The 23607-nt window shown below is 37.8% G+C and carries 26 protein-coding genes; 20 read left to right on the top strand and 6 right to left on the bottom strand.

All coding sequences use genetic code 11. The annotated features are described in order from the left end of the window. The first annotated feature begins 143 nt into the window (after positions 1-143). The 10 genes from HT685_RS01170 (at position 144) to HT685_RS01125 (ending at position 9360) form a co-directional block, all read left to right on the top strand. Positions 144-1040, top strand: coding sequence for an aldose 1-epimerase family protein (locus HT685_RS01170; RefSeq protein WP_173227028.1), 897 nt, complete (start codon positions 144-146; stop codon positions 1038-1040). Positions 1041-1196: 156 nt separating this feature from the next. Continuing rightward, positions 1197-1622, top strand: coding sequence for a galactose-6-phosphate isomerase subunit LacA (gene lacA / locus HT685_RS01165; protein ID WP_000029277.1), 426 nt, complete (start codon positions 1197-1199; stop codon positions 1620-1622). Between the two features lie 148 nt (positions 1623-1770). Continuing rightward, positions 1771-2286 carry a galactose-6-phosphate isomerase subunit LacB gene (lacB, locus tag HT685_RS01160; RefSeq protein WP_001216914.1) on the top strand — a complete coding sequence of 172 codons (516 nt, stop codon included), beginning with the start codon at positions 1771-1773 and terminating at the stop codon, positions 2284-2286. A 10-nt stretch (positions 2287-2296) separates the two neighbouring features. Then, on the top strand, positions 2297-3226 hold the full coding sequence (locus HT685_RS01155) for a tagatose-6-phosphate kinase (protein ID WP_173278905.1): 930 nt from the start codon (positions 2297-2299) through the stop codon (positions 3224-3226). A 1-nt stretch (position 3227) separates the two neighbouring features. Continuing rightward, the gene (gene lacD, locus HT685_RS01150) at positions 3228-4208 is read left to right on the top strand and encodes a tagatose-bisphosphate aldolase (RefSeq protein ID WP_001229114.1); all 981 of its coding nucleotides are present in this window, start codon (positions 3228-3230) and stop codon (positions 4206-4208) included. Between the two features lie 233 nt (positions 4209-4441). Next, positions 4442-5278 carry a transcription antiterminator gene (locus HT685_RS01145; RefSeq protein WP_173278904.1) on the top strand — a complete coding sequence of 279 codons (837 nt, stop codon included), beginning with the start codon at positions 4442-4444 and terminating at the stop codon, positions 5276-5278. 35 nt (positions 5279-5313) lie between these two features. Then, on the top strand, positions 5314-5631 hold the full coding sequence (locus HT685_RS01140) for a PTS lactose/cellobiose transporter subunit IIA (RefSeq protein ID WP_173227034.1): 318 nt from the start codon (positions 5314-5316) through the stop codon (positions 5629-5631). Continuing rightward, entirely contained in the window at positions 5631-7322 is a 1692-nt protein-coding gene (locus HT685_RS01135; RefSeq protein WP_173227036.1) for a lactose-specific PTS transporter subunit EIIC, read from the top strand. Before HT685_RS01140 ends, HT685_RS01135 begins: the two co-directional genes overlap by 1 nt. 331 nt (positions 7323-7653) lie before the next feature. Further along, complete coding sequence (gene lacG, locus HT685_RS01130; protein ID WP_173227038.1) at positions 7654-9060, top strand: 6-phospho-beta-galactosidase; 1407 nt, start codon at positions 7654-7656, stop codon at positions 9058-9060. Between the two features lie 120 nt (positions 9061-9180). Then, complete coding sequence (locus HT685_RS01125) at positions 9181-9360, top strand: DUF3884 family protein (RefSeq protein ID WP_173227041.1); 180 nt, start codon at positions 9181-9183, stop codon at positions 9358-9360. A 285-nt stretch (positions 9361-9645) separates the two neighbouring features. On the opposite strand, the gene HT685_RS01120 is transcribed toward HT685_RS01125, so the two are convergent. The 4 genes from HT685_RS01120 to nrdH form a co-directional block, all read right to left on the bottom strand. Continuing rightward, positions 9646-10407: a DeoR/GlpR family DNA-binding transcription regulator gene (locus HT685_RS01120; RefSeq protein WP_000917603.1), complete on the bottom strand. Its 762-nt coding sequence runs from the start codon at positions 10405-10407 to the stop codon at positions 9646-9648. 181 nt (positions 10408-10588) lie between these two features. Next, positions 10589-11551: a class 1b ribonucleoside-diphosphate reductase subunit beta gene (nrdF, locus tag HT685_RS01115; RefSeq protein WP_000451364.1), complete on the bottom strand. Its 963-nt coding sequence runs from the start codon at positions 11549-11551 to the stop codon at positions 10589-10591. 186 nt (positions 11552-11737) lie between these two features. After that, positions 11738-13897 carry a class 1b ribonucleoside-diphosphate reductase subunit alpha gene (nrdE, locus tag HT685_RS01110; protein ID WP_173227043.1) on the bottom strand — a complete coding sequence of 720 codons (2160 nt, stop codon included), beginning with the start codon at positions 13895-13897 and terminating at the stop codon, positions 11738-11740. Positions 13898-13977: 80 nt separating this feature from the next. After that, positions 13978-14196, bottom strand: a complete 219-nt coding sequence (nrdH, locus tag HT685_RS01105; protein ID WP_000259242.1) for a glutaredoxin-like protein NrdH — start codon at positions 14194-14196, stop codon at positions 13978-13980. 349 nt (positions 14197-14545) lie between these two features. On the opposite strand from nrdH, the gene HT685_RS01100 reads away from it, so the two are divergent. The 4 genes from HT685_RS01100 to HT685_RS01085 all read left to right on the top strand — a co-directional run bounded on the left by HT685_RS01100 (position 14546) and on the right by HT685_RS01085 (position 17772). Then, positions 14546-14809 carry a phosphocarrier protein HPr gene (locus tag HT685_RS01100; RefSeq protein WP_000146947.1) on the top strand — a complete coding sequence of 88 codons (264 nt, stop codon included), beginning with the start codon at positions 14546-14548 and terminating at the stop codon, positions 14807-14809. A 5-nt stretch (positions 14810-14814) separates the two neighbouring features. Continuing rightward, positions 14815-16548, top strand: a complete 1734-nt coding sequence (ptsP, locus tag HT685_RS01095) for a phosphoenolpyruvate--protein phosphotransferase (protein WP_173227045.1) — start codon at positions 14815-14817, stop codon at positions 16546-16548. Between the two features lie 132 nt (positions 16549-16680). After that, on the top strand, positions 16681-17175 hold the full coding sequence (locus HT685_RS01090; RefSeq protein WP_049546639.1) for a YkgJ family cysteine cluster protein: 495 nt from the start codon (positions 16681-16683) through the stop codon (positions 17173-17175). 57 nt (positions 17176-17232) lie between these two features. Beyond that, positions 17233-17772 (top strand): ClbS/DfsB family four-helix bundle protein, encoded by a 540-nt coding sequence (locus HT685_RS01085; protein WP_084946567.1) that lies wholly within the window; start codon positions 17233-17235, stop codon positions 17770-17772. A gap of 97 nt (positions 17773-17869) precedes the next feature. Here HT685_RS01085 and dhaQ read toward each other — a convergent pair whose 3' ends face one another. Then, the gene (gene dhaQ / locus HT685_RS01080) at positions 17870-18859 is read right to left on the bottom strand and encodes a DhaKLM operon coactivator DhaQ (protein WP_173227047.1); all 990 of its coding nucleotides are present in this window, start codon (positions 18857-18859) and stop codon (positions 17870-17872) included. After that, a complete protein-coding gene (gene dhaS / locus HT685_RS01075; RefSeq protein ID WP_004254485.1) occupies positions 18856-19386 on the bottom strand; it encodes a dihydroxyacetone kinase transcriptional activator DhaS in 531 nt (176 codons plus the stop codon). The genes dhaQ and dhaS overlap by 4 nt, the downstream gene beginning before the upstream one ends. Positions 19387-19539: 153 nt before the next feature. Here dhaS and dhaK point away from each other — a divergent pair, with 153 nt between their 5' ends. The 6 genes from dhaK (at position 19540) to HT685_RS10040 (ending at position 23600) form a co-directional block, all read left to right on the top strand. Continuing rightward, positions 19540-20529 (top strand): dihydroxyacetone kinase subunit DhaK, encoded by a 990-nt coding sequence (gene dhaK / locus HT685_RS01070; RefSeq protein ID WP_060628397.1) that lies wholly within the window; start codon positions 19540-19542, stop codon positions 20527-20529. Between the two features lie 21 nt (positions 20530-20550). Then, positions 20551-21126, top strand: a complete 576-nt coding sequence (gene dhaL, locus HT685_RS01065) for a dihydroxyacetone kinase subunit DhaL (RefSeq protein WP_166731702.1) — start codon at positions 20551-20553, stop codon at positions 21124-21126. Next, positions 21126-21500, top strand: a complete 375-nt coding sequence (gene dhaM, locus HT685_RS01060) for a dihydroxyacetone kinase phosphoryl donor subunit DhaM (RefSeq protein WP_166731703.1) — start codon at positions 21126-21128, stop codon at positions 21498-21500. The genes dhaL and dhaM overlap by 1 nt, the downstream gene beginning before the upstream one ends. 645 nt (positions 21501-22145) lie before the next feature. After that, positions 22146-22877: a hypothetical protein gene (locus HT685_RS01055; protein WP_166731704.1), complete on the top strand. Its 732-nt coding sequence runs from the start codon at positions 22146-22148 to the stop codon at positions 22875-22877. 288 nt (positions 22878-23165) lie between these two features. Next, a complete protein-coding gene (locus tag HT685_RS10330; protein WP_341774808.1) occupies positions 23166-23357 on the top strand; it encodes a hypothetical protein in 192 nt (63 codons plus the stop codon). A gap of 30 nt (positions 23358-23387) precedes the next feature. Next, positions 23388-23600, top strand: coding sequence for a hypothetical protein (locus tag HT685_RS10040; RefSeq protein WP_166731705.1), 213 nt, complete (start codon positions 23388-23390; stop codon positions 23598-23600). Positions 23601-23607 lie beyond the last annotated feature (7 nt).

Below are 23607 nucleotides of genomic sequence, written 5' to 3'. Positions count from 1 at the left end.
TCAGTGACCATATCTACGGCAAGGCAACGCTGACGAAGTTTGAATTGGATTTTCGCAGAGTGTAAATTGTTGAAACTAGGTTGTCATACCATTAGGAGTGACAGCCTAGTTTTTTATAAACTATTAAGAAATCGGAGAAAATAATGATAATTGAATTAAAATCAGAACAATTAAGAGTTGAATTTAACAGTTTTGGTGGGGCTCTTTCTTCTATAAAAGATGCCGAGGGACTTGAGTATTTGTGGCAAGGGGATGCTACTTATTGGAGTGGACAAGCTCCTGTTCTCTTTCCCATTTGTGGTTCATTGAGAGAGGATACAGCACTTTATATAGATGAGAACGGGCAAGAAAGCAAAGGAAAGATTCCTCGTCATGGTTTGGTTCGAAAGAAAGAATTTGAATTAGTTGAACAGACAGACAATAGTGTAACTTTTGCAATTGAAGACGATGAGAATAGCTATCAGAACTACCCTTATCATTTCCGCCTAGAAATCACTTATATCCTTACTGGCAAGACAATACGGACTCAATACAAGATTTTCAATAAAGAAACTAGCAAGGTCCTGCCTTACTTTATTGGTGGACATCCAGGCTTTAATTGTCCCTTACTGGATGATGAAGTCTATGAAGATTACTATTTAGAGTTTGAGAAAGCAGAGACTTGCTCTGTTCCACGTCCTTTCCCAGAAACAGGTATGTTGGATTTCCAAGATAGAAGTCCATGGCTAGAATATCAAAAAGAAGTAGACCTCAGCTATGATTTGTTTAGCACAGATGCAGTTACCTTAGATGAATTACAATCTAGGACAATTGCCCTTCGTTCTCGGAAACATGATAAGGGATTGAAAGTGTACTTTGCAGAGTTTCCAAACTTCATTATCTGGTCAACTTTGAATAAAGGACCTTTCATTGCCTTTGAACCATGGTCTGGCTTGTCAACATCCCTTGAAGAAGGAGATCATTTAGAAGATAAGAAGAATGTTCGTCTCTTAGAAGCCAATCAGGTTGAAGAATTAGGTTTTGAGATAGAAGTTTTATAAAAAAGTAAAAAATAAATAACAAAAACAAACATAAACTGTTGACTTTTTCAAACAATAGTAGTATATTATGTTTGTGAGGACTAATTGACTGTTTTTTAAAGACAGCCAATACACTGCTGGAATCCAGCATAGAAAAAATAAAAAGGAGTATACAATATGTCTATTGTTATCGGTGCAGATGCTGCAGGTTTGAGATTGAAAGAAGTTGTGAAAGACTTCTTAGAAAAAGAAAATTTCCACGTTGTGGATGTTACAGCTGAAGGTCAAGACTTTGTTGATGTGACTCTCGCTGTTGCTGCAGAAGTAAACAAAGAAGAACAAAACCTTGGTATCGTGATTGATGCTTATGGAGCTGGTCCATTTATGGTCGCAACAAAAATCAAAGGAATGGTTGCTGCAGAAGTATCTGACGAACGTTCAGCTTATATGACTCGTGGTCACAACAACTCACGTATGATCACTATGGGTGCACAACTTGTTGGTGATGAATTGGCTAAAAACATCGCTAAAGGATTTGTTAACGGTAAATACGATGGTGGACGTCACCAAATTAGGGTCGATATGTTGAATAAAATGTGCTAATACTCTTCAAAAATCAAGATAATCTGTTGTCAGCTCACTTTAGCTAACTTCAGTTATGCTTGCAGCTCGCTTCCTAAGCTAATCTTGATTTTTCTTGAGTAGGGATAAATGATATTAGATTTATATAATTAATCGGAGGGAATAACTAATGAGAATTGCAATTGGATGTGACCACATCGTAACAGATGAAAAAATGGCGGTTTCAGAATTTTTGAAATCAAAAGGATATGAAGTCATTGACTTTGGTACATATGACCATACACGTACTCACTACCCAATCTTTGGTAAAAAAGTAGGGGAAGCTGTAACTAGTGGTCAAGCTGATCTTGGGGTATGTATCTGTGGTACTGGTGTAGGTATCAACAATGCTGTAAATAAAGTTCCTGGTGTACGTTCTGCCTTGGTTCGTGATATGACTACAGCTCTTTATGCCAAAGAACAATTGAATGCCAACGTTATCGGTTTTGGTGGTAAAATTACTGGTGAATTGCTCATGTGTGATATCATCGAAGCTTTCATCCATGCTGAATATAAACCATCTGAAGAAAACAAAAAATTGATTGCGAAAATTGAACACGTTGAAAGTCACAATGATCGACAAACAGACGCAAACTTCTTCACTGAATTCCTTGAAAAATGGGATCGCGGAGAATACCACGACTAAGGGGTGACCTATGATTTTAACAGTCACAATGAACCCATCCATTGATATTTCCTATCCCTTGGATGAGTTAAAGATTGATACTGTCAATCGTGTGGTTGATGTAACCAAAACGGCTGGTGGTAAGGGACTCAATGTTACCCGAGTACTTTCAGAATTTGGGGATTCTGTTCTTGCTACTGGTTTAGTGGGTGGCAAACTTGGTGAGTTTTTGGTTGAACATATCGATGATCAAGTAAAGAAAGATTTCTTCTCAATTCAGGGAGAAACTCGGAATTGTATTGCTATTCTCCACGGTGACAATCAAACAGAAGTTCTTGAAAAAGGTCCTGAAGTATTGGAACAGGAAGGTCAAGACTTTTTGGAACATTTCAAAAAACTCTTAGAGTCAGTTAAAGTAGTAGCCATCTCAGGTAGTCTGCCGGCTGGCCTTCCAGTTGATTACTATGCGAGCTTGGTAGAACTTGCTAATCAAGCTGGCAAGCCTGTTGTTTTGGACTGCTCTGGTGCAGCACTTCAGGCGGTTCTTGAATCACCACATAAACCAACAGTCATCAAACCAAATAATGAGGAATTGTCCCAGCTTCTAGGAAGAGAAGTTTCTGAGGATTTGGATGAATTAAAAGAAGTCCTTCAAGAACCTTTGTTTGCAGGTATTGAATGGATTATGGTTTCACTCGGTGCCAACGGTGCTTTTGCCAAACATGGTGACACTTTCTACAAGGTAGATATTCCTAGAATTCAGGTAGTAAATCCTGTTGGCTCTGGAGATTCTACTGTAGCAGGAATTTCTTCAGGACTTCTTCACAAAGAATCGGATGCAGAATTACTCATCAAGGCAAATGTCCTTGGTATGCTCAATGCTCAAGAAAAAATAACTGGTCATGTCAACATGGCCAACTATCAAGCTCTATATGATCAATTAATAGTAAAAGAGGTATAAAATGGCTTTAACAGAACAAAAACGTGCACGCTTAGAAAAACTTTCTGATGAAAATGGTATCATCTCAGCTCTTGCATTTGACCAACGTGGTGCTTTGAAACGCCTCATGGCTCAACACCAAACAGAAGAACCAACAGTGGCTCAAATGGAAGAACTGAAAGTCTTGGTAGCAGATGAATTGACTAAATACGCTTCATCAATGCTTCTTGACCCTGAGTATGGACTTCCAGCAACTAAAGCTCTTGATGAAAAAGCTGGTCTTCTCCTTGCTTATGAAAAAACAGGTTATGACACAACAAGCACAAAACGCTTACCAGACTGCTTGGATGTTTGGTCTGCAAAACGTATTAAAGAAGAAGGTGCAGATGCAGTTAAATTCTTGCTTTATTATGATGTAGATAGCTCAGACGAACTTAACCAAGAAAAACAAGCTTACATCGAACGTATCGGTTCTGAATGTGTGGCTGAAGATATCCCATTCTTCCTTGAAATTCTTGCTTACGATGAAAAAATTGCTGATGCAGGTTCTGTAGAATACGCTAAAGTAAAACCACACAAAGTTATTGGTGCTATGAAAGTCTTCTCAGACCCACGCTTTAACATTGATGTCTTGAAAGTAGAAGTTCCTGTTAACATTAAATATGTTGAAGGCTTCGCTGAAGGTGAAGTAGTTTACACACGTGAAGAAGCAGCAGCCTTCTTCAAAGCACAAGATGAAGCAACTAACTTGCCATACATCTACTTGAGTGCTGGTGTATCAGCTAAACTCTTCCAAGATACTCTTGTATTTGCTCATGAATCAGGTGCAAACTTCAACGGAGTTCTTTGTGGCCGTGCAACATGGGCTGGATCAGTTGAAGCTTACATCAAAGATGGTGAAGCAGCAGCTCGCGAATGGCTTCGCACAACTGGTTTTGAAAACATTGACGAACTCAACAAAGTTCTTCAAACAACAGCGACTTCATGGAAAGAACGCGTGTAAGAAAGTCCTTCGAGGTTAGGAACATGAATCTAAAAATTTTCAAAAAAAGTTGTATGTAAAGGTTTACAAAATAACTTGCTTGTGATATACTTAAATCACAAGTTAATACAAGGTGAGTGTTACTAAGTAATATTAGGCATGATCACAGGTGAATTAGAAATCAGCTAATTTTCTAGTTCATTTGTGGTCATTTTTTATACTCATATACCTTTAATATATAAAAGGAGGTTGACATGTATCGAATTCTAAATCCAATGAATCACAATGTCTCGCTTGTCAGAAATGATAAAGGAGAAGAAGTGATTGTGATTGGTAAGGGGATTACATTTGGAAAGAAGAAAGGGGATTTGATTGCTGAAAATCAGGTTGAGAAAATCTTTCGGATGAAGACCGAAGAGTCCAGAGAAAACTTTATGGATCTCCTCAAAGATGTTCCGCTTGATTTTATCACAGTGACCTATGAAATCATTGATAAGCTTTCCAAGAAATATCACTATCCGATTCAAGAGTATCTCTATGTAACCTTGACAGATCATATTTACTGTTCTTACCAAGCTCTAGCACAAGGAAGGTACAAGGATAGTAATCTGCCAGATATTTCCGCTAAGTATCCTGTCGCTTTTCAAATCGCAAATGAAGCATTTGGAATTTATCGTCAAAAACTAGCAGATCATTTTCCTGAAGACGAAATTATTCGAATTGCTTATCATTTCATCAATGCCGAAGGCGAGAATGAAGTAGAAGTAGTTAAGTCGATTGATAAGAGGAAAGAAATTCTCAGGAATGTTGAAGAAGTTTTAAAGGACTATGCAATTCAACGAACCAAAGAGAATACCCATTTCTATGATCGCTTTATGATTCATCTGAATTATTTCTTGGATTATTTAGACAGATCTAGAGATGATAACCAATCACTTCTTGATATGGAAGACCATATCAAGCAATCCTATCCAAAAGCCTTCGAGATTGGTTCCAAGATCTATGATGTGATTACGCAACATACGGGTCTTGATTTGTATAAAAGTGAACGAGTTTATCTAGTTCTACATATCCAACGTTTATTGTCATAAAAATTTATTTAAAATTATATAAGGAGAATTCTATCATGAATAGAGAAGAAGTAACATTGTTAGGTTTTGAAATCGTAGCCTATGCTGGCGATGCTCGTTCAAAACTATTGGAAGCTTTAAAGGCTGCTGAAGCTGGTGATTTTGCTAAAGCGGATATCTTAGTTGAGGAAGCTAGTAGCTGTATTGCAGAGGCTCACCACGCGCAAACAAGTCTATTGACTAAGGAAGCTTCAGGTGAGGACTTAGCTTATAGTGTAACCATGATGCATGGCCAAGACCACTTGATGACAACTATCTTGTTAAAAGATTTGATGCACCATTTAATCGAACTCTACAAGAGAGGAGTTAAATAATGAACAAACTAATTGCATTTATCGAGAAAGGAAAGCCTTTCTTTGAGAAACTATCTCGTAATATCTATCTTCGCGCTATTCGTGATGGTTTCATTGCAGGTATGCCTGTTATTCTCTTCTCAAGTATTTTTATCTTGATTGCCTTTGTACCAAACTCATGGGGCTTTAAATGGTCTGATGAAGTTGTAGCCTTTCTGATGAAACCTTACAGCTATTCAATGGGTATTTTAGCTCTCTTGGTAGCTGGTACAACAGCCAAGTCATTGACTGACTCAGTAAACCGTAGCATGGAGAAAACCAATCAAATCAACTATATGTCAACATTGTTGGCAGCAATTGTTGGTTTGTTGATGTTGGCAGCTGATCCTATCGAAAATGGTCTTGCTACTGGATTCTTGGGGACAAAAGGTTTGCTTTCAGCTTTCCTTGCTGCCTTTGTTACCGTAGCAATCTATAAGGTTTGTGTTAAGAACAACGTCACTATTCGTATGCCTGACGAAGTTCCACCAAATATCTCACAAGTCTTTAAAGATGTGATTCCATTCACTCTATCTGTTGTTTCTCTTTATGCTCTTGACTTATTAGCACGTCATTTTGTTGGTGCAAGTGTGGCAGAATCAATCGGTAAATTCTTTGCTCCATTATTCTCTGCAGCTGATGGCTATCTAGGTATCACCATTATATTTGGTGCCTTTGCCTTCTTCTGGTTTGTTGGTATCCATGGTCCATCTATCGTTGAACCAACAATCGCAGCTATTACCTATGCAAATGCCGAAGTCAACTTGAACCTTCTCCAACAAGGTATGCACGCTGACAAGATTCTTACTTCTGGTACACAAATGTTTATCGTTACCATGGGTGGTACTGGTGCGACACTGGTTGTTCCATTCATGTTCATGTGGTTGACAAAATCAAAACGTAACCGTGCAATCGGACGTGCTTCAGTAGTTCCAACTTTCTTTGGTGTAAATGAACCAATCTTGTTTGGTGCACCACTTGTATTGAACCCAATCTTCTTCATTCCATTTATTTTTGCTCCAATCGCAAACGTTTGGATCTTTAAATTCTTCATTGAAACTCTTGGAATGAATTCATTTACTGCTAATCTACCATGGACAACCCCAGCTCCACTAGGTCTAGTTCTTGGTACGAACTTCCAAGTTCTATCATTCATTCTTGCTGCTCTTCTAATCGTGGTTGACGTAGTCATTTACTACCCATTCCTTAAAGTATATGATGAACAAATTCTTGAAGAAGAGCGTTCAGGTAAATCTAATGATGAATTGAAAGAAAAAGTTGCTGCAAACTTCAACACTGCAAAAGCAGATGCTATTCTTGAAAAAGCAGGTGTAGAAGCAGCTCAAAATACCATCACTGAAGAAACAAATGTCCTCGTTCTCTGTGCAGGTGGAGGGACAAGTGGTCTCCTTGCAAATGCTTTGAACAAGGCAGCAGCAGAGTACAATGTTCCTGTGAAAGCAGCAGCAGGTGGCTATGGTGCTCACCGTGAAATGTTGCCAGAGTTTGATCTAGTTATTCTTGCCCCTCAAGTTGCTTCAAACTTTGAAGACATGAAAGCAGAAACCGATAAACTCGGTATTAAACTTGCCAAGACAGAAGGCGCTCAATACATCAAATTAACCCGTGATGGAAAAGGTGCTCTTGCATTCGTACAAGCTCAATTCGATTAACGATAGGGACTGTGAAACAGTCTCCTCTCGTTACGGAAATCGCTATGGCGAATTTCCTAATCGCCTTGTTAATTCGTCGGTAAAAAGATATCGTTTTTACCTCCTCATGTCACAATTCGGTTAACGATAGGGACTGTGAAATAGTCTCCTCTCGTTACGGAAATCGCTATGGCGAATTTCCTAATCGCCTTGTTAATTCGTCGGTAAAAAGATATTGTTTTTACCTTCTCATGTCACAATTCGGTGACTTAGTACAAGAAGTGAGATGGAGAATAAAGCCTCACTAGCCTCCTCTCCATCTTATTTCTTTTTTAATTAAAAGGAGAATTATATGTCAAAAACACTTCCAAAAGACTTTATTTTCGGTGGCGCAACAGCTGCTTATCAAGCAGAAGGTGCTACACATACTGATGGAAAAGGACCAGTTGCGTGGGATAAATATCTTGAAGATAACTACTGGTACACTGCAGAACCAGCTAGTGATTTTTACAATCGATACCCAGTTGACCTCAAGTTGGCAGAAGAGTATGGTGTCAATGGCATTCGAATTTCTATTGCCTGGTCACGTATTTTCCCGACTGGTTATGGTGAAGTAAATGCTAAAGGTGTTGAATTTTATCATAATCTATTTGCAGAGTGTCACAAACGTCACGTTGAGCCATTTGTAACTCTTCATCATTTTGACACGCCAGAAGCTCTTCACTCAAATGGCGACTTCTTAAATCGTGAAAATATTGAACACTTTGTAGACTACGCGGCTTTCTGTTTTGAAGAATTTCCAGAAGTAAATTATTGGACAACCTTTAATGAAATTGGGCCAATCGGTGATGGTCAATATTTAGTTGGTAAATTCCCTCCAGGTATCCAGTATGACCTTGCCAAAGTTTTCCAATCGCACCATAATATGATGGTATCTCATGCACGTGCGGTAAAATTGTATAAAGAGAAAGGCTATAAAGGGGAAATTGGTGTCGTGCACGCTCTCCCAACCAAGTACCCACTTGATCCTGAAAATCCTGCAGATGTTATTGCGGCAGAGTTGGAGGACATTATCCATAACAAATTTATCTTGGATGCAACTTATCTAGGTCGCTATTCATCTGAAACGATGGAAGGTGTCAACCATATCTTATCAGTCAATGGTGGTAGCTTGGATCTTCGTGAAGAAGATTTCACAGCATTAGAAGCAGCAAAAGACTTGAACGACTTCTTTGGAATCAATTACTATATGAGTGACTGGATGGAAGCATTTGATGGAGAAACTGAAATTATCCATAATGGTAAAGGTGAGAAAGGAAGCTCTAAATACCAAATCAAAGGTGTTGGTCGTCGTGTAGCTCCTGATTATGTGCCACGTACGGATTGGGATTGGATTATCTATCCTCAAGGTTTGTATGACCAAATCATGCGCGTGAAGAAAGATTATCCCAACTACAAGAAGATTTACATCACTGAAAATGGTCTCGGCTATAAAGATGAGTTCGTTGATAACACTGTTTACGATGATGGTCGTATTGATTATGTGAAACAACACTTAGAGGTCTTGTCTGATGCTATTGCAGATGGCGCTAATGTAAAAGGTTACTTCATTTGGTCATTGATGGACGTCTTCTCATGGTCAAACGGTTATGAAAAACGTTACGGTCTCTTCTATGTAGACTTTGAAACGCAAGAACGCTATCCTAAGAAATCAGCTCACTGGTACAAGAAAGTAGCGGAAACTCAAGTGATTGACTAGTAGAATGAGTCATTAGATATAGAATTCTAGTGAGGTGAAAAGATGTTCAAAGATTTTATCCAATCTATTTATGAAAAAGTTTATATTATAAATTTCTAAAAATGTTCTCAAATACCGTGTTTGACGAATGAAGAACTGAAAAGCCTTGGGAAATGGTATGTCTCGACCGGTAAAGAATGGATTTGTCATTCAGATTATGAGCTGGAAGAATTTAAAAATATCTTTTTAAATTTTATCAGTCCTGAAGAATGGGATACTATCTCCTTTGATTCAGATTTTATGCCGTTTCAACAATCGTAACCAATTTCCAAAAAAGTTTTAAATCTTATATCTAGTACTCTGCAAAACTCTTATCTAATCACGTTGCTTATACTCAATGAAAATCAAAGAGCAACTTTAAACTAGGAAGCGAGTCGCAGGTTTCTCAATGCCTAGCTTTGAGGTGGCAGATAAAGCAAATGGGCAAAAAGTCTTTGATACAGAAAAACGCATAATATCAGGTGTTGAAAAACCTTGATATTATGCGTTTTATTGTGGGAAGATTTACTTCTGAAATTGAGTTCTTACCCAGAATCTTTCAGTTGATTAAGGCTTGATGACTTTAGTAAGTTTAGATAGCTCAAAAAGGATTGAATCACTTAGTTTAGAATCTGAAACAATAGTATCAAGATTTGATACATTATAAAAAGTATAAAAATCAAACTTATTGAACTTACTATGATCTGCGAGTAAATATTTTTTATTAGAATTATTTAAAGCGATGCGTTGAGCCTCTCCCTCTTCCTCGCTAAAAGTAGCTAGAGCTCCGTTTTGAATACCATTACAGCTAACGAAAGCTTTAGAAAATTGGAGATTAGAGAGATTTTGTAGGGTCAATGTGCCAACAAAAGCACCTGTAATATCGCGATAATTTCCACCTATCAAAATCAAATCTGTTAATTTTCGTTCGCTTAAAATCAGAAAAACAGGTAGACTGTTGGTCACGACGCGGATATTGTCAATAGGCAACTCACGTGCAAAAAATTCTAATGTTGTTCCTGGTCCAATAAAAATAGTTTCTCTTTCTTCTACTAGACTGCCTGCAAAACGGGCTATTTCTTGTTTTTCTGCCGTTTGGAGGGCTTGTTTTTCAATATTTGATCGCTCATTAGTCAAAAGGGAGTTGGTTCGAAGTTTTTCAGCTCCACCATGCACACGAATCAGCAAGTCTTTATCAGCTAATTCCTGTAAATAGCGCCTTGCAGTCATATCTGAAACGGCTATTTCGTCCATAATCTGCTTAACCGTTATGGTTCCTTTACTATTTACTATCTCTAAAATTTTGGTTAATTTTTCTTGTTTGAGCATATTATCACCTCGTTTCCTACTACTATCTTACCATAAACTAGCTCATCATTCAAATACAAAAACAACAAAATAAAACAAAAACAAAAATATCGAGGTTTATTTTCAAAGCTTTCGATATTTTTATTAAGTTATTATTTTGTTGTTTCTAGTTTACTTTTTGATGGTTAAGAGTGGTAGAGTATTAGTCCAAACCGTAGTTGTAGTCATCATCTTGCATGGCTTCAACTTCGCCAAGAAGGTAACCATTTCCGACTTGAGAGAAGAAGTCGTGGTTGGAAGTTCCTGTTGAAATACCGTTCATAACGATTGGGTTGACATCATCAGCTGAATCTGGGAAGAGTGGATCTTGTCCCAGGTTCATGAGTGCCTTGTTAGCATTGTAGCGAAGGAAGGTTTTAACTTCTTCCGTCCAACCAACACCGTCATAAAGACTCTCTGTGTAGCCTTCTTCATTTTCATAAAGAGTATAGAGTAGGTCGTACATCCATTCTTTGAGTTTTTCTTGCTCTTCTTCAGGCAATTCATTGAAACCAAGTTGGAATTTGTAACCAATGTAGGTTCCGTGAACAGACTCGTCACGAATAATCAATTTGATGATTTCTGCAACGTTGGCTAGTTTGTTGTTACCAAGGTAGTAGAGGGGAGTGAAGAAACCTGAATAGAAGAGGAAGGTTTCGAGGAAGACACTGGCAACTTTCTTTTCAAGTGGGCTACCGTTTAGGTAGATTTCGTTGACAATCTCAGCCTTTTTTTGTAGGTAAGGATTGGTATTGGTCCATTCGAAAATTTCTTCAATCTCAGCCTTAGTATTTAAGGTAGAAAAGATTGATGAATAAGATTTAGCGTGAACAGATTCCATAAATTGGATGTTATTGAAAACAGCTTCCTCATGTGGTGTACGGATGTCTGCGCGAAGGGCTTGAACCCCAGTTTCAGATTGCATAGTGTCGAGAAGGGTTAAACCACCAAAGACTTTTCCAACCAAGTCTTTTTCTTTGTTAGATAGCTTTCTCCAGTCATCCAAGTCGTTTGACAAGGGAATACGTGTATCGAGCCAGAATTGCTCCGTCAGTTTTTCCCAGGTTGATTTGTCGATGACATCTTCGATGGCATTCCAGTTAATGGCTTTGTAGTAAGTTTCCATTTGAAATCTCTTTCTGTGTTTAGTATTGCGAACTCACAATTATTCTATTTTACCATAATTCTATAGGAGTATCGCACAAAAAGTCGGAAGCCCGACTTTTAAAATGTTACATAAATTATGTTATGACATAGTAGATTTGATTTTATCAGTGCTGCTTAGGGAAAAATAGTGTTTCTATGCTAGAAACTAAATCACACAACTTTCACACTGGTTGGCACCGACTTCTCCACCATCATCTGTAAAGGTACGGACGTAGTAGATAGACTTGATACCCTTGTTAAAGGCATAGTTACGAAGGATAGACAAGTCACGTGTCGTTTGTTTGTTTTCTTTCTTCCATTCGTAAAGACCTTTTGGAATGTCACTACGCATGAAGAGTGTGAGTGAAAGTCCTTGGTCCACGTGCTCAGTCGCAGCGGCGTAAACATCAATCACTTTACGCATATCCATGTCGTAAGCCGAAGTGTAGTAAGGAATGGTTTCTGTTGACAAGCCAGCAGCAGGATAGTAGATTTTACCAATTTTCTTTTCTTGACGTTCCTCGATCCGTTGCGTAATCGGGTGGATAGAAGCCGAGACGTCATTGATGTAACTGATCGAACCATTTGGAGCAACAGCTAGACGGTTTTGGTGGTAAAGACCATCTGCTTGAACCTTTTCGCGAAGTTCAGCCCAATCAGCAGCACTTGGGATAAAGACATCTTTGAAAAGTTCTTTAACACGGTCTGATTTTGGAAGGAATTCGCCAGTTACATACTTGTCAAAGTAGCTACCGTTAGCATAGTCTGATTTTTCAAAGTTGTGGAAGGTGATACCACGTTCACGCGCAATATTGTTTGACTCAACCAAGGTCCAGTAGTTCATAAGCATAAAGTAGATGCTTGTAAATTCAACAGACTCAGGTGAACCATATTCAATCAGTTGTTGGGCAAGGTAGCTATGAAGTCCCATGGCACCGAGACCAAAGGTGTGGGCTTGGCTATTCCCATGGTCAATCGTAGGTACAGCTACGATATGCGAACTATCTGTAACGAAAGTTAAAGCACGAACCATAGCACGGATAGAACGACCAAAGTCAGGTGAAGTCATCATGTTGACTACGTTCGTTGAACCAAGGTTACATGAAACGTCCGTTCCCATTTGAAGGAATTCTTGAGCATCGTTGATCAAGCTTGGTTCTTGGACTTGAAGGATCTCAGAACACAAGTTACTCATGATAATCTTACCATCAACAGGATTTGCACGGTTAGCCGTATCAATATTGACGACATAAGGGTAGCCAGACTCTTGTTGCAATTTAGAGATTTCAGTTTCCAAATCACGCGCCTTGATTTTTGTCTTGCGAATATTTGGATTTGCGACCAATTCATCGTATTTTTCAGTAATGTCGATGTAGTTGAATGGCACACCGTATTCTTTTTCTACAGAGTAAGGGCTGAAGAGATACATTTCTTCATTTTTACGCGCCAATTCGTAGAATTTATCTGGTACTACAACACCAAGTGAAAGGGTCTTAACACGAACTTTTTCATCGGCGTTTTCTTTCTTAGTTGAAAGGAAGGCGATAATATCTGGGTGGAAGACGTTGAGGTAGACAACACCGGCACCTTGACGTTGCCCCAATTGGTTGGAGTAAGAGAAACTGTCTTCGAAAAGCTTCATAACAGGAACGACACCTGAAGCAGCTCCTTCATAACCCTTGATAGGTGCACCAGCTTCACGAAGGTTGCTGAGGGTGATTCCCACACCACCACCAATACGTGAAAGTTGAAGAGCTGAGTTGATAGAACGTCCGATAGAGTTCATATCATCCGTCACTTGGATTAGGAAACAAGATACCAACTCCCCACGACGAGCACGTCCAGCATTCAAGAAGGAAGGAGTAGCAGGTTGGTAGCGTTGGTGGATGATTTCATTGGCAATATCGATTGCAACAGCTTCATTCCCATCAGCGAAATAAAGGGCGTTAAAGAAGACACGGTCTTCCATACTTTCAAGATAATATTCACCGTCGTTAGTCTTTAAGGCATATTGATTGTAAAATTTATAAGCTGCCATGAATGACTTGAATTGGAAGTTTTGGTCTTTGATAAATTGAGCCAATTCTTCCAAGAACTCTGGACGGTATTTCTTGATAAAGGCTGTTTCGATGTAGTTGTGTTCAATGAGGTAGTTGATTTTATCAGTAATTGAATCAAAAACCATAGTGTTTGGAACGACATTTTCTTTAAAGAAGGCATCCAAGGCTTCCTTATCTTTATGAAGCATGATTTGTCCATTAACAGGACGGTTGATTTCGTTATTGAGACGGAAGTAAGTCACGTCTTCAAGATGTTTTAATCCCATAAAATTTCCCTTATCTAATTACAAAAGAAAGGCCTCTAAGTTAGCCCTAGAAGCAGTTTCTTCTGGACGATGTACTAAGATTATGCTAATTGTTTCAGTTTTCCTGGTTGGAAACCTGAAAAGACTTCAGTTGGTGTTTGAATAATAGGAGCTGCGCTAAAACCGAGCTCTTTGACTTGATCGATGTACTCAGGCTGCTCATCAAGATTGATTTCTTTATATTCAACGTTATTACTGTCCAAGAAACGCTTGGTCATTTTACATTGGACACAATTGTTTTTAGAATAAACGGTTACCATTGTGTAACTCCTCTTCAAAATTTAATACTATCTTAGTATATCAGAAAATAAAATTTTGTCAATGATTTGAACTAAATATAGTGGTCTGCTTTTCTAGTCAAGCTCACAAAACACAATATATAGTGTTTGTTTTATAAAACAGCAATGATTATCCTATAAATTGTTTTGGAAGAAACTATATCCTGTGTTTGTTATCTAGGATAGAAGATTTTCAGCAAGTTATCTGAAAGGAAATTGAAGGAAAATCCAGAAAATGCTTGAAAAAAATCCTAGAAGATGGTATAATACCAAATTGTAAGGGTTATCACATATAACTCAAAAAAAGAAAGAACAAAAGGAGAGTCAAACTATGGCTTCTAAAGATTTCCACGTAGTGGCAGAAACAGGTATTCACGCACGTCCAGCAACATTGTTGGTGCAAACTGCTAGCAAATTTGCTTCAGATATCACTCTTGAGTACAAAGGTAAATCAGTTAACCTTAAATCAATTATGGGTGTTATGAGTCTTGGTGTTGGCCAAGGTGCTGACGTAACTATCTCAGCTGAAGGTGCAGATGCAGATGACGCTATCGCTGCAATCTCAGAAACAATGGAAAAAGAAGGATTGGCATAAGGGAAATGACAGAAATGCTTAAAGGAATCGCAGCATCTGACGGTGTTGCAGTTGCAAAAGCATATCTACTCGTTCAACCGGATTTGTCATTCGAGACTATTTCAGTCGAAGATACAAACGCAGAAGAGGCTCGTTTGGATGTTGCTCTTGAAGCTTCTCAAAACGAGCTTTCTCTTATCCGCGAGAAAGCTGTAGGTACGCTTGGTGAAGAAGCGGCTCAAGTTTTTGACGCTCATTTGATGGTTCTTTCTGACCCAGAATTGATTGGTCAGATTAAAGAAACAATTCGTGCTAAGAAAGTCAACGCAGAAGCAGGTCTTAAAGAAGTGACTGACATGTTCATCACGATCTTTGAAGGTATGGAAGACAACCCATACATGCAAGAACGTGCAGCGGATATCCGCGACGTGACAAAACGTGTATTGGCAAACCTTCTTGGTAAAAAATTGCCAAACCCAGCTTCTATCAATGAAGAAGTAATCGTCATTGCGCATGACTTGACACCATCTGATACAGCTCAATTGGACAAAAACTTTGTAAAAGCTTTTGTAACAAATATCGGTGGACGTACAAGCCACTCAGCTATCATGGCACGTACACTTGAAATTGCAGCTGTATTGGGAACAAATAACATCACTGAAGTAGTGAAAGACAGCGATATCCTTGCCGTTAACGGAATTACTGGTGAAGTGATTATCAACCCAACAGATGAACAAGCGGCAGAATTTAAAGCAGCTGGTGAAGTTTATGCTAAACAAAAAGCTGAATGGGCACTTTTGAAAGATGCTCAAACAGTGACTGCTGACGGTAAACACTTCGAGTTGGCTGCTAACATCGGTACTCCAAAAGACGTTGAAGGTGTTAACAACAACGGTGCAGAAGCTGTTGGACTTTACCGTACAGAGTTCTTGTATATGGATTCTCAAGACTTCCCAACAGAAGATGAGCAGTATGAAGCATACAAGGCTGTTCTTGAGGGAATGAATGGTAAACCAGTGGTTGTTCGTACAATGGATATTGGTGGAGATAAGGAACTTCCTTACTTCGATATGCCACACGAAATGAACCCATTCCTTGGATTCCGTGCCCTTCGTATCTCTATTTCTGAAACTGGAGATGCAATGTTCCGTACACAAATCCGTGCCCTTCTTCGTGCTTCTGTTCATGGTCAATTGCGTATCATGTTCCCAATGGTTGCCCTTTTGAAAGAATTCCGTGCAGCCAAAGCAGTTTATGAAGAAGAAAAAGCAAACCTTCTTGCTGAAGGTGTTGCAGTTGCGGATGACATCCAAGTTGGTATCATGATTGAAATCCCTGCAGCAGCAATGCTTGCAGACCAATTTGCAAAAGAAGTAGACTTCATGTCAATTGGAACAAATGACCTGATCCAATACTCAATGGCAGCAGACCGTATGAACGAGCAAGTTTCATACCTTTACCAACCATATAACCCATCAATCCTTCGCTTGATCAACAACGTTATCAAGGCAGCTCACGCTGAAGGTAAATGGGCTGGTATGTGTGGTGAGATGGCTGGCGATCAAAAAGCTGTTCCACTTCTTGTCGGAATGGGCTTGGATGAATTCTCTATGTCAGCAACATCAGTCCTTCGTACACGTAGCTTGATGAAGAAATTGGATACTGCTAAGATGGAAGAGTACGCAAACCGTGCCCTTACAGAGTGTTCAACAATGGAAGAAGTCCTTGAACTTCAAAAAGAATACGTTAACTTCGATTAATGTCATTAACCTTGTAACCTAGTTGCAAGGTTTTTTGATACATTCGGGAATAGTATAGTCTTGTAAAGTCCACTTTTCAATGATGAAGAGGCATGATATAATAGGAGAAGCAAATAGAATAAGAGAGAAATCATGTCTAAAGAAATTGATATTGAGTATTACCACCAGCTAGCCATGCAAAAGCAGAAGGAACACCGTAAAGTTTTAGCCAATCTAAAGAAAAAACCTCCTAAAAACCTAGACAAGATAGCCCAGCAGATTCACCAAGAAGTCTTTGAGGAAATTGATTGCACGGCCTGTGCCAATTGTTGTAAGACATTGGGACCGGACTTTAAAGAAGCGGATATTACACGAATCGCCAAGTATTTTAAGATGAAATTACCAGCTTTTGAAGCGGAGTTTCTGCAGGTAGATGAAGATGGTGATAAGGTTTTTAAATCCATGCCTTGTCCCTTTTTAGGAGGAGATAATCTCTGTTCCATCTATGAAGTTCGTCCAAAGGCATGCCGAGAGTTCCCCCATACGGACCGTAAAAAAATTCATCAAATCAACCATTTGACGATTAAGAATACTTTGACCTGTCCAGCAGCCTATCTCTTTGTTGAGAAATTAAAGGATAAGTTATAGAGATTTAAAGGATAAAAAATTTCTAATAATAACTAGAGATATGAAAGGAGTACTCCTGTGCATAGACCGAAAACAAAAGAGGAGCTAATGCTGGCCTCTAAGGAAAATTATGAAAAGCTTAACCTCTTCATCTCTCAATTAAGTGAAGATGAGCTACAGACTCCATTTGATTTTTCAAGAGACCTAAAGAAAAAAGAAGCTCACTGGAAAAGGGATAAAAATCTACGGGATGTCTTGATCCATCTTTATGAATGGCAGCAGTTACTTTTGACTTGGGTACATTCTAATCAAGAAGGTCACGAAAGACCTTTTCTCCCTGAACCTTATACTTGGAAAACTTATGGAGAAATGAATGTCGCTTTTTGGAAGAAGCACCAGAAAACCTCCTTAGAAGAAGCGACTAGACTCCAAGAACAATCACATAGGAAGGTTTTAGAGTTGATAGAAGTTTTTAGCAATGACGAACTCTTTACCAAAGGTGGCTATAAGTGGACCGGCGGAACAAGTCTAGGTTCCTACTTTGTTAGTAGCACGTCAAGCCACTATGATTGGGCTCTGAAAAAACTCAAAGCTCATCGGAAGAATTGTAAAGGATAGATGGACTATTTGAAATAGAAAGAATGAGTTCTTTTAAACGTAAGATAAAAGCAAAGGGCTATCAAGTGATGTAGCCCTTTTGAGTTATATAAGCAAATTACCATGCAAATGCTGTCGTTGGAGCATTGAGCGCTTCTAACCACTGTTTATTTTTTACGGGGCAAAGAGTTACGGATATACCTGCCATATCTAGACTGGTCATAAATGTTCCTGATTTTATAAAGGTAATAGTGACTCCTTCAATTTCTAAGAGTTGAAGGAGATCATTGATAAATATGCCCATTTCTAAGTTGCTGGTAGTGCCTAGATTATTTACAAGCAATATAAAATGATCACCCTTTTTCCAATGATAGTGCAATCTTAATTTACTTATAATTTCATTTGCAAGGATTTCCGATGATTGGAATGGGACGATACGATAACCTTCTTCGCCATGTATCCCAATACCATAAGAAATATTTCCTTCTTCCAAGTTAAATAGTGGAAGGGTGGCTTGGGGGAGACTAGCAGATTTCGTTGCAAAGCCAATTGTTGCGATTTCGGGAGCAAGCTGATGACCTAAATCAGTTAGTTGCTCGATGTCGGCACCATTCTGAGCTGCATATCCTAGAACTTTATGAAGTAAAATAGTCCCTGCAAGCCCTCTTCCTCTAATTTGAAATCTATTGTGAGGTTCAATTGAAATATCGTCGTGTGCTAGACTATAGCCAACTTTAATTCCTTCTTTTCTAGCAGTGTTAATGGCCGAGCTAAATTCTTTGATGTCTGCTTCGAAATTTTTTACAATGATGAAGACACCGTGACCATTGTTTAAAAAACGAATGGACTCTAAGATTTCAGTTCTTGTAGGAGGAGTAAATAATTGGCCATAGATAGCAGCGGTAAGCATTCCTTCTCCCACATATCCAATATGCGCAGGTTCGTGACCGGAACCTCCACCCGACAATATTGGAACCTGATGAGGATTGCGATTTTTTTGATAGATTAATGGTAAGGTAGGATGTTTTTCTAATTCAGGATGACTGCTGACAGTTGCCGAAATGTAACTTGAAATAATTTTCTGTTTATGATTTGAAATAAATGTCATTGTGGTCTCTTTCCAATAATTGTCATGATTAGAAAGTCTGGTTGTGGAACTGGACTTTTTTTATTGACGTAAGCCTTCACGATTTCTGCTAGAGCATGTGAATGATAGTCTAACAAAAAACAAGTATAAGCAGATGAATCGATATCAATCTGACCGTATTCTCTTAAAATTTTTGATACAAGCAAGCGACAGTAGCTGATAAAGTGGTCATAGAAGTTATTTTGTCCTTGAATATCAAACAGTTGAATATAAAAGTCACGCTCTTGTTCGAAATAAAAAAATAATTCTTGTAATAGTTTTTGGCCCGAAATAAAATCCAAGTTATTGGTGATATACTCGGTTAAGTCATTTTCAAATATCCAGTCTAGCAGTTCATATTTGTCAAGAAAGTGATTATAAAAGGTCTGTCTACGAATGCCAGCTGATTCCATGATATCTACAATGGAGATTTTGTCAAATTCTCTAGTAGCTAATAGGTCTCTAAATGCCTTGGCAATCCGTTTTTTTGTAATAAATGATGATGCCATAGGAAACCTTTCTTTTACTTACTTCATTTTACCAAAAAAATGTTTTAAACGGGTTTAAAAGGGGACAAATAATAGAATCTGTCCCTTATCATCCAGCGATAAAAAATATATAATGAAAGCGAAAACAAAGGTACATGCCGAAAGGAGTTTCTCATGAAAAAAATTATAAATGAACCGACACAAGTTGTTGATGAAATGTTGCAGGGATTGTCATTCATGCATGATGACTTGGTAGAACGCTTAGATGGTTTTGATGTCATCGTTAGAAAGGCAGAAAAGACAGGAAAAGTTGGACTCATTTCAGGTGGAGGTTCAGGACATGAACCAAGTCATGCTGGATTTGTAGGAGATGGAATGTTGTCTGCTGCCATTTGTGGAGCAGTCTTCACTTCACCTACTCCGGACCAAATTTTAGAAGCCATTAAGGCGGCTGATGAAGGTGCTGGAGTTTTCATGGTCATCAAGAACTATTCTGGTGACATTATGAACTTTGAAATTGCACAAGAACTTGCCGAAATGGAAGGCATTGATGTAGCAAGCGTTGTGGTTGATGATGATATCGCTGTTGAAAATAGTCTCTATACCCAAGGGCGTCGAGGTGTCGCAGGTACTATATTAGTCCATAAAATTTTGGGTGCTGCAGCTCGTTCTGGTAAAACATTAGCTGAAATGAAGGACTTGGCCGACAAACTTGTCTTAGAAATTAAAACAATTGGGCTAGCCTTGTCTGGAGCAACCGTTCCTGAGGTTGGGAAACCAGGTTTTGTTCTAGAAGATGATGAATTTGAATACGGAGTTGGTATTCATGGTGAGCCAGGATATAAGAAAGAGAAAATGCAACCTTCAGCACAATTGGCCTCAGAATTGGTTGAAAAATTATCTGAAGGTTTCCAACTTAAGGCTGGAGAACGCTATGGCCTTCTCATTAATGGTTTAGGAAGCACTCCTCTTATGGAACAATACGTATTTGCAAATGATGTGGCTAAATTACTCCATGAAAAAGGTGTTGAGTTGGCGTTTAAGAAAATTGGAAACTATATGACATCAATTGATATGGCCGGCTTGTCATTAACATTGATTCGATTGGCAGACGATGAGTGGTTGGATGCTCTAAATGCACCTGTTACTACCCCAGCTTGGTAAAACTCAAGGAGGAAATGTCGCATGAATGCTGAACAAGCTCTTGAATGGATGAAGCTTTTTAATGAAAAGATTCAAGAACAGAAAGATTACCTTAGTGAGCTAGACACCCCTATAGGAGATGGAGACCACGGTGGAAATATGGCGCGTGGCATGGCTACAGTTATGGAAAACTTAGAAGGAAAGAAATTTGAGACCAGCAGTGATGTGTTTAAGCTTGTCTCAATGCAACTACTGAGTAAGGTAGGCGGTGCTTCTGGTCCCTTGTATGGCTCTGCTTTTATGGGCATGGCCAAGGCTGATTCAAATTCGAAATTAGAAGAAATCTTACAAAGTGGTTTGGATATGATTGTCAAACGTGGGAAAGCAGAAGTTGGAGAAAAGACAATGGTTGATGTTTGGACTCCTGTTATTGCTGCCTTGTCTGCTGGCCAATTGACTCAAGAGGTTATTGATAAGGTAGTGAATGCTACCAAAGATTTACTTGCAACTAAAGGAAGAGCATCTTATGTAGGAGAACGTTCTCTGGGACATATTGACCCTGGATCATTTTCATCAGGTTTACTCTTTACTGCTCTTTTAGAGACTGGGGTGGTTTAATGGGAAGTATTGGTCTTGTTATCGTTTCACATTCCAAACACATTGCAGAAGGTGTTGTTGAACTGATTAGTGAAGTAGCTAAAGATGTTCCGATTACTTATGTAGGAGGAACCGAAGATGGAGGAATTGGAACGAGTTTTGATCAAGTAGATAGGGTTGTTTCCGAAAATCCAGCAGATACTTTATTAGCTTTTTTTGACCTAGGTTCTGCTAAAATGAACTTAGAAATGGTGGCTGATTTCAGTGATAAAAGTATCATCATCAACAGGGTTCCAATTGTAGAAGGTGCCTATACTGCAGCTGCTCTTCTTCAGGCTGGTGCAGAACTGTCAGTTATTCAAACACAGTTGTCGGAGATTGAAATTAATAAATAAGGAATTTTACTATAACTCTTTTTATAGGTGAGCTATTGATTATCTCCACTATCAAATTTTAAGTAAATAATTTCAAAATCAGAAAGGGATTGCTTTATGCAGTTCCTTTTTATTTTAACAGGAGTAGAGCTATAGTGTTTCTAAATTGTGAATCATTCAAAACAGATTGTGATGGGACTATTCTAGCTTTAGAATCATTCAAAAATTAAAATTTAAGGCAATCAATGGATTAGAAGAGTGCCAAAACATTTAGTTTATAGTAATTCTAGGTTTAGAATTACATAGATATTTATGAAGTTAGGGTATTCGATAGTTAGGATTGTTCTATTCTGAAAGATTTGAGCTGTCAATCTTCTAGAATAGTAGTTTGCCAATGAATTTTGTTGAAAGATTCCTTGTTTTATGGTAGTCTAAAGTAAAAGAAAGCCTTATCATTATATTTGTATCTTTAATCTGACTTGGTTTAGGTCTAGAAGAAGGATAGATCTTTTTGGGATTTTTAATAACAATTATATTTTCACTTGCAAAAAATGTATTTCAACTTTACCTAATGTAGAAGAAGGAAATATCATAAAATGCTTATGACTTGTTTGAAATAGAATGTAAACTAAAAATGGATTCCCTTTACATATTAGGAGTAGGTAGATGAGTAATCTAGAGTCAATTCGTAAAGCGCATATCATCGTGTGGGGTGCCTATCTATTTTTATCATTAAGGGCGCCGCTAATTAGCAGCACAGAGTATTTCTTGCTTATTTTTTTAGCGTTTCTCTATTCAATAGTATCGTTACCTATATACTCTGTGAAGAATAAAATAGTATCCATTTGTCTGGCTATAAACTCAATTCTGTTAATGAGTTTCCCGATTTTAATCAATAAATATTTCCCAGGAAAGGTTTCTACTTATATCGTATTAATCAGTATTTTTATCCTGGAGTTCTTAATCTTTAATATAATTGGTAAAGATTTTGATACTAGATTAGCTAGCGAGTATAGGAAAATCAGTCAGTTTAAAAGTAAGATGTCTCAATCCCCTTGGATAAAATATTTAGAGATTTCTAGTTTTATATTAACTATATTTCCATTTATTCTTCATGATACAGTTGCTAATCGTGTATTGGCTCTTATCTTTTTGATAAAAATTTGTGTAGATACTACGATAAAGATTCTATTAAACAGAATCTTTAATTCAAGTGAGATGATGAAAAGGAGGATATTTTCTCTTTTTGTACTAGATTTGATTGTCTATTTATTTTTAGGCTATGTTTTAGTAATGCAAAAAGATGGATACCTATTTTCAATTCTACTAATTTTTTCTAATTTCTCACTTCCCTTTATCAGAGAAAAAAAGTATGAATTATTTAAAAATAAGAAATGAGATAAATATGGTTAAATCTTAGTTCTCTTTAAAATCAAATCAGGTAGAGAAAGGACATCTTATCTAGGTAACAAAGTGCTTTAAACGCAGTCGACGATTACTGATTAGAGAACTATCCTAACCATGCAACGTTAAAGAGGAGAAATCTTATGAAACTCGTATCACCAAATAATTATGCTGCTATTGAGTAAGAAGAGATGAGGTGTATTGATAGGGGATTATCTCTACATAAAGACGGGGGAATGTTACAGTAAACGTTGCCACTGCTTATTTTATGGGGAATTAAATATGTTTAAACTAAGTGATAAAGCCAGAATAATATTTGCTATTATAGGAGTAAGTTCCATATTGGTTAGTATGTATCTTATACCTTTTATTAAAACTGAGAATAAATTTTGGGAAATACTTTTATTTATATTAGGTGTATTGCTAATTGGAATTGCGTTACTAAGTCATAAAAAAAATAAATTTTGGAAATAGCGTTAGTGAGAAGGACAGGATAATAGTATTATGATGGTTGTCTTAATTTCAGTGGTTGTGGCATTTCTGTATTATGTAAGTGCAGAATATTTTAAGAATAGTTATATTGACTGTATACTATTTCTATCATTGCTGATTTCTCATTTGATATGGGATTACTATTTTTTGCCCATTGAAATTTTAGTGGCATTAAGTGGAGTAAATTTGCTGTCAAGATTATTCAAAAAAATGAGAAGTCAATAGATTTGTT

Source organism: Streptococcus sp. 5004 (assembly GCF_013276755.1).
Lineage (GTDB): Bacteria > Bacillota > Bacilli > Lactobacillales > Streptococcaceae > Streptococcus.
This window is presented reverse-complemented; position numbering and strand designations above follow the sequence as displayed.

Excerpts from the sequence above, each read along its gene's own strand:
- nrdH (WP_000259242.1), bottom strand. The coding sequence starts at position 14,196 with ATGGTAACCGTTTATTCTAAAAACAATTGTGTCCAATGTAAAATGACC.
- HT685_RS01170 (WP_173227028.1), top strand. The coding sequence starts at position 144 with ATGATAATTGAATTAAAATCAGAACAATTAAGAGTTGAATTTAACAGT.
- dhaS (WP_004254485.1), bottom strand. The coding sequence starts at position 19,386 with ATGGCATCATCATTTATTACAAAAAAACGGATTGCCAAGGCATTTAGA.
- lacB (WP_001216914.1), top strand. The coding sequence starts at position 1,771 with ATGAGAATTGCAATTGGATGTGACCACATCGTAACAGATGAAAAAATG.
- HT685_RS01155 (WP_173278905.1), top strand. The coding sequence starts at position 2,297 with ATGATTTTAACAGTCACAATGAACCCATCCATTGATATTTCCTATCCC.
- nrdE (WP_173227043.1), bottom strand. The coding sequence starts at position 13,897 with ATGGGATTAAAACATCTTGAAGACGTGACTTACTTCCGTCTCAATAAC.
- HT685_RS10040 (WP_166731705.1), top strand. The coding sequence starts at position 23,388 with ATGATGGTTGTCTTAATTTCAGTGGTTGTGGCATTTCTGTATTATGTA.
- dhaK (WP_060628397.1), top strand. The coding sequence starts at position 19,540 with ATGAAAAAAATTATAAATGAACCGACACAAGTTGTTGATGAAATGTTG.
- HT685_RS01120 (WP_000917603.1), bottom strand. The coding sequence starts at position 10,407 with ATGCTCAAACAAGAAAAATTAACCAAAATTTTAGAGATAGTAAATAGT.
- lacD (WP_001229114.1), top strand. The coding sequence starts at position 3,228 with ATGGCTTTAACAGAACAAAAACGTGCACGCTTAGAAAAACTTTCTGAT.
- HT685_RS01090 (WP_049546639.1), top strand. The coding sequence starts at position 16,681 with ATGTCTAAAGAAATTGATATTGAGTATTACCACCAGCTAGCCATGCAA.
- lacG (WP_173227038.1), top strand. The coding sequence starts at position 7,654 with ATGTCAAAAACACTTCCAAAAGACTTTATTTTCGGTGGCGCAACAGCT.
- HT685_RS01140 (WP_173227034.1), top strand. The coding sequence starts at position 5,314 with ATGAATAGAGAAGAAGTAACATTGTTAGGTTTTGAAATCGTAGCCTAT.
- dhaM (WP_166731703.1), top strand. The coding sequence starts at position 21,126 with ATGGGAAGTATTGGTCTTGTTATCGTTTCACATTCCAAACACATTGCA.
- HT685_RS10330 (WP_341774808.1), top strand. The coding sequence starts at position 23,166 with ATGTTTAAACTAAGTGATAAAGCCAGAATAATATTTGCTATTATAGGA.
- ptsP (WP_173227045.1), top strand. The coding sequence starts at position 14,815 with ATGACAGAAATGCTTAAAGGAATCGCAGCATCTGACGGTGTTGCAGTT.
- dhaL (WP_166731702.1), top strand. The coding sequence starts at position 20,551 with ATGAATGCTGAACAAGCTCTTGAATGGATGAAGCTTTTTAATGAAAAG.
- HT685_RS01100 (WP_000146947.1), top strand. The coding sequence starts at position 14,546 with ATGGCTTCTAAAGATTTCCACGTAGTGGCAGAAACAGGTATTCACGCA.
- HT685_RS01135 (WP_173227036.1), top strand. The coding sequence starts at position 5,631 with ATGAACAAACTAATTGCATTTATCGAGAAAGGAAAGCCTTTCTTTGAG.
- nrdF (WP_000451364.1), bottom strand. The coding sequence starts at position 11,551 with ATGGAAACTTACTACAAAGCCATTAACTGGAATGCCATCGAAGATGTC.
- HT685_RS01055 (WP_166731704.1), top strand. The coding sequence starts at position 22,146 with ATGAGTAATCTAGAGTCAATTCGTAAAGCGCATATCATCGTGTGGGGT.
- dhaQ (WP_173227047.1), bottom strand. The coding sequence starts at position 18,859 with ATGACATTTATTTCAAATCATAAACAGAAAATTATTTCAAGTTACATT.
- HT685_RS01145 (WP_173278904.1), top strand. The coding sequence starts at position 4,442 with ATGTATCGAATTCTAAATCCAATGAATCACAATGTCTCGCTTGTCAGA.
- lacA (WP_000029277.1), top strand. The coding sequence starts at position 1,197 with ATGTCTATTGTTATCGGTGCAGATGCTGCAGGTTTGAGATTGAAAGAA.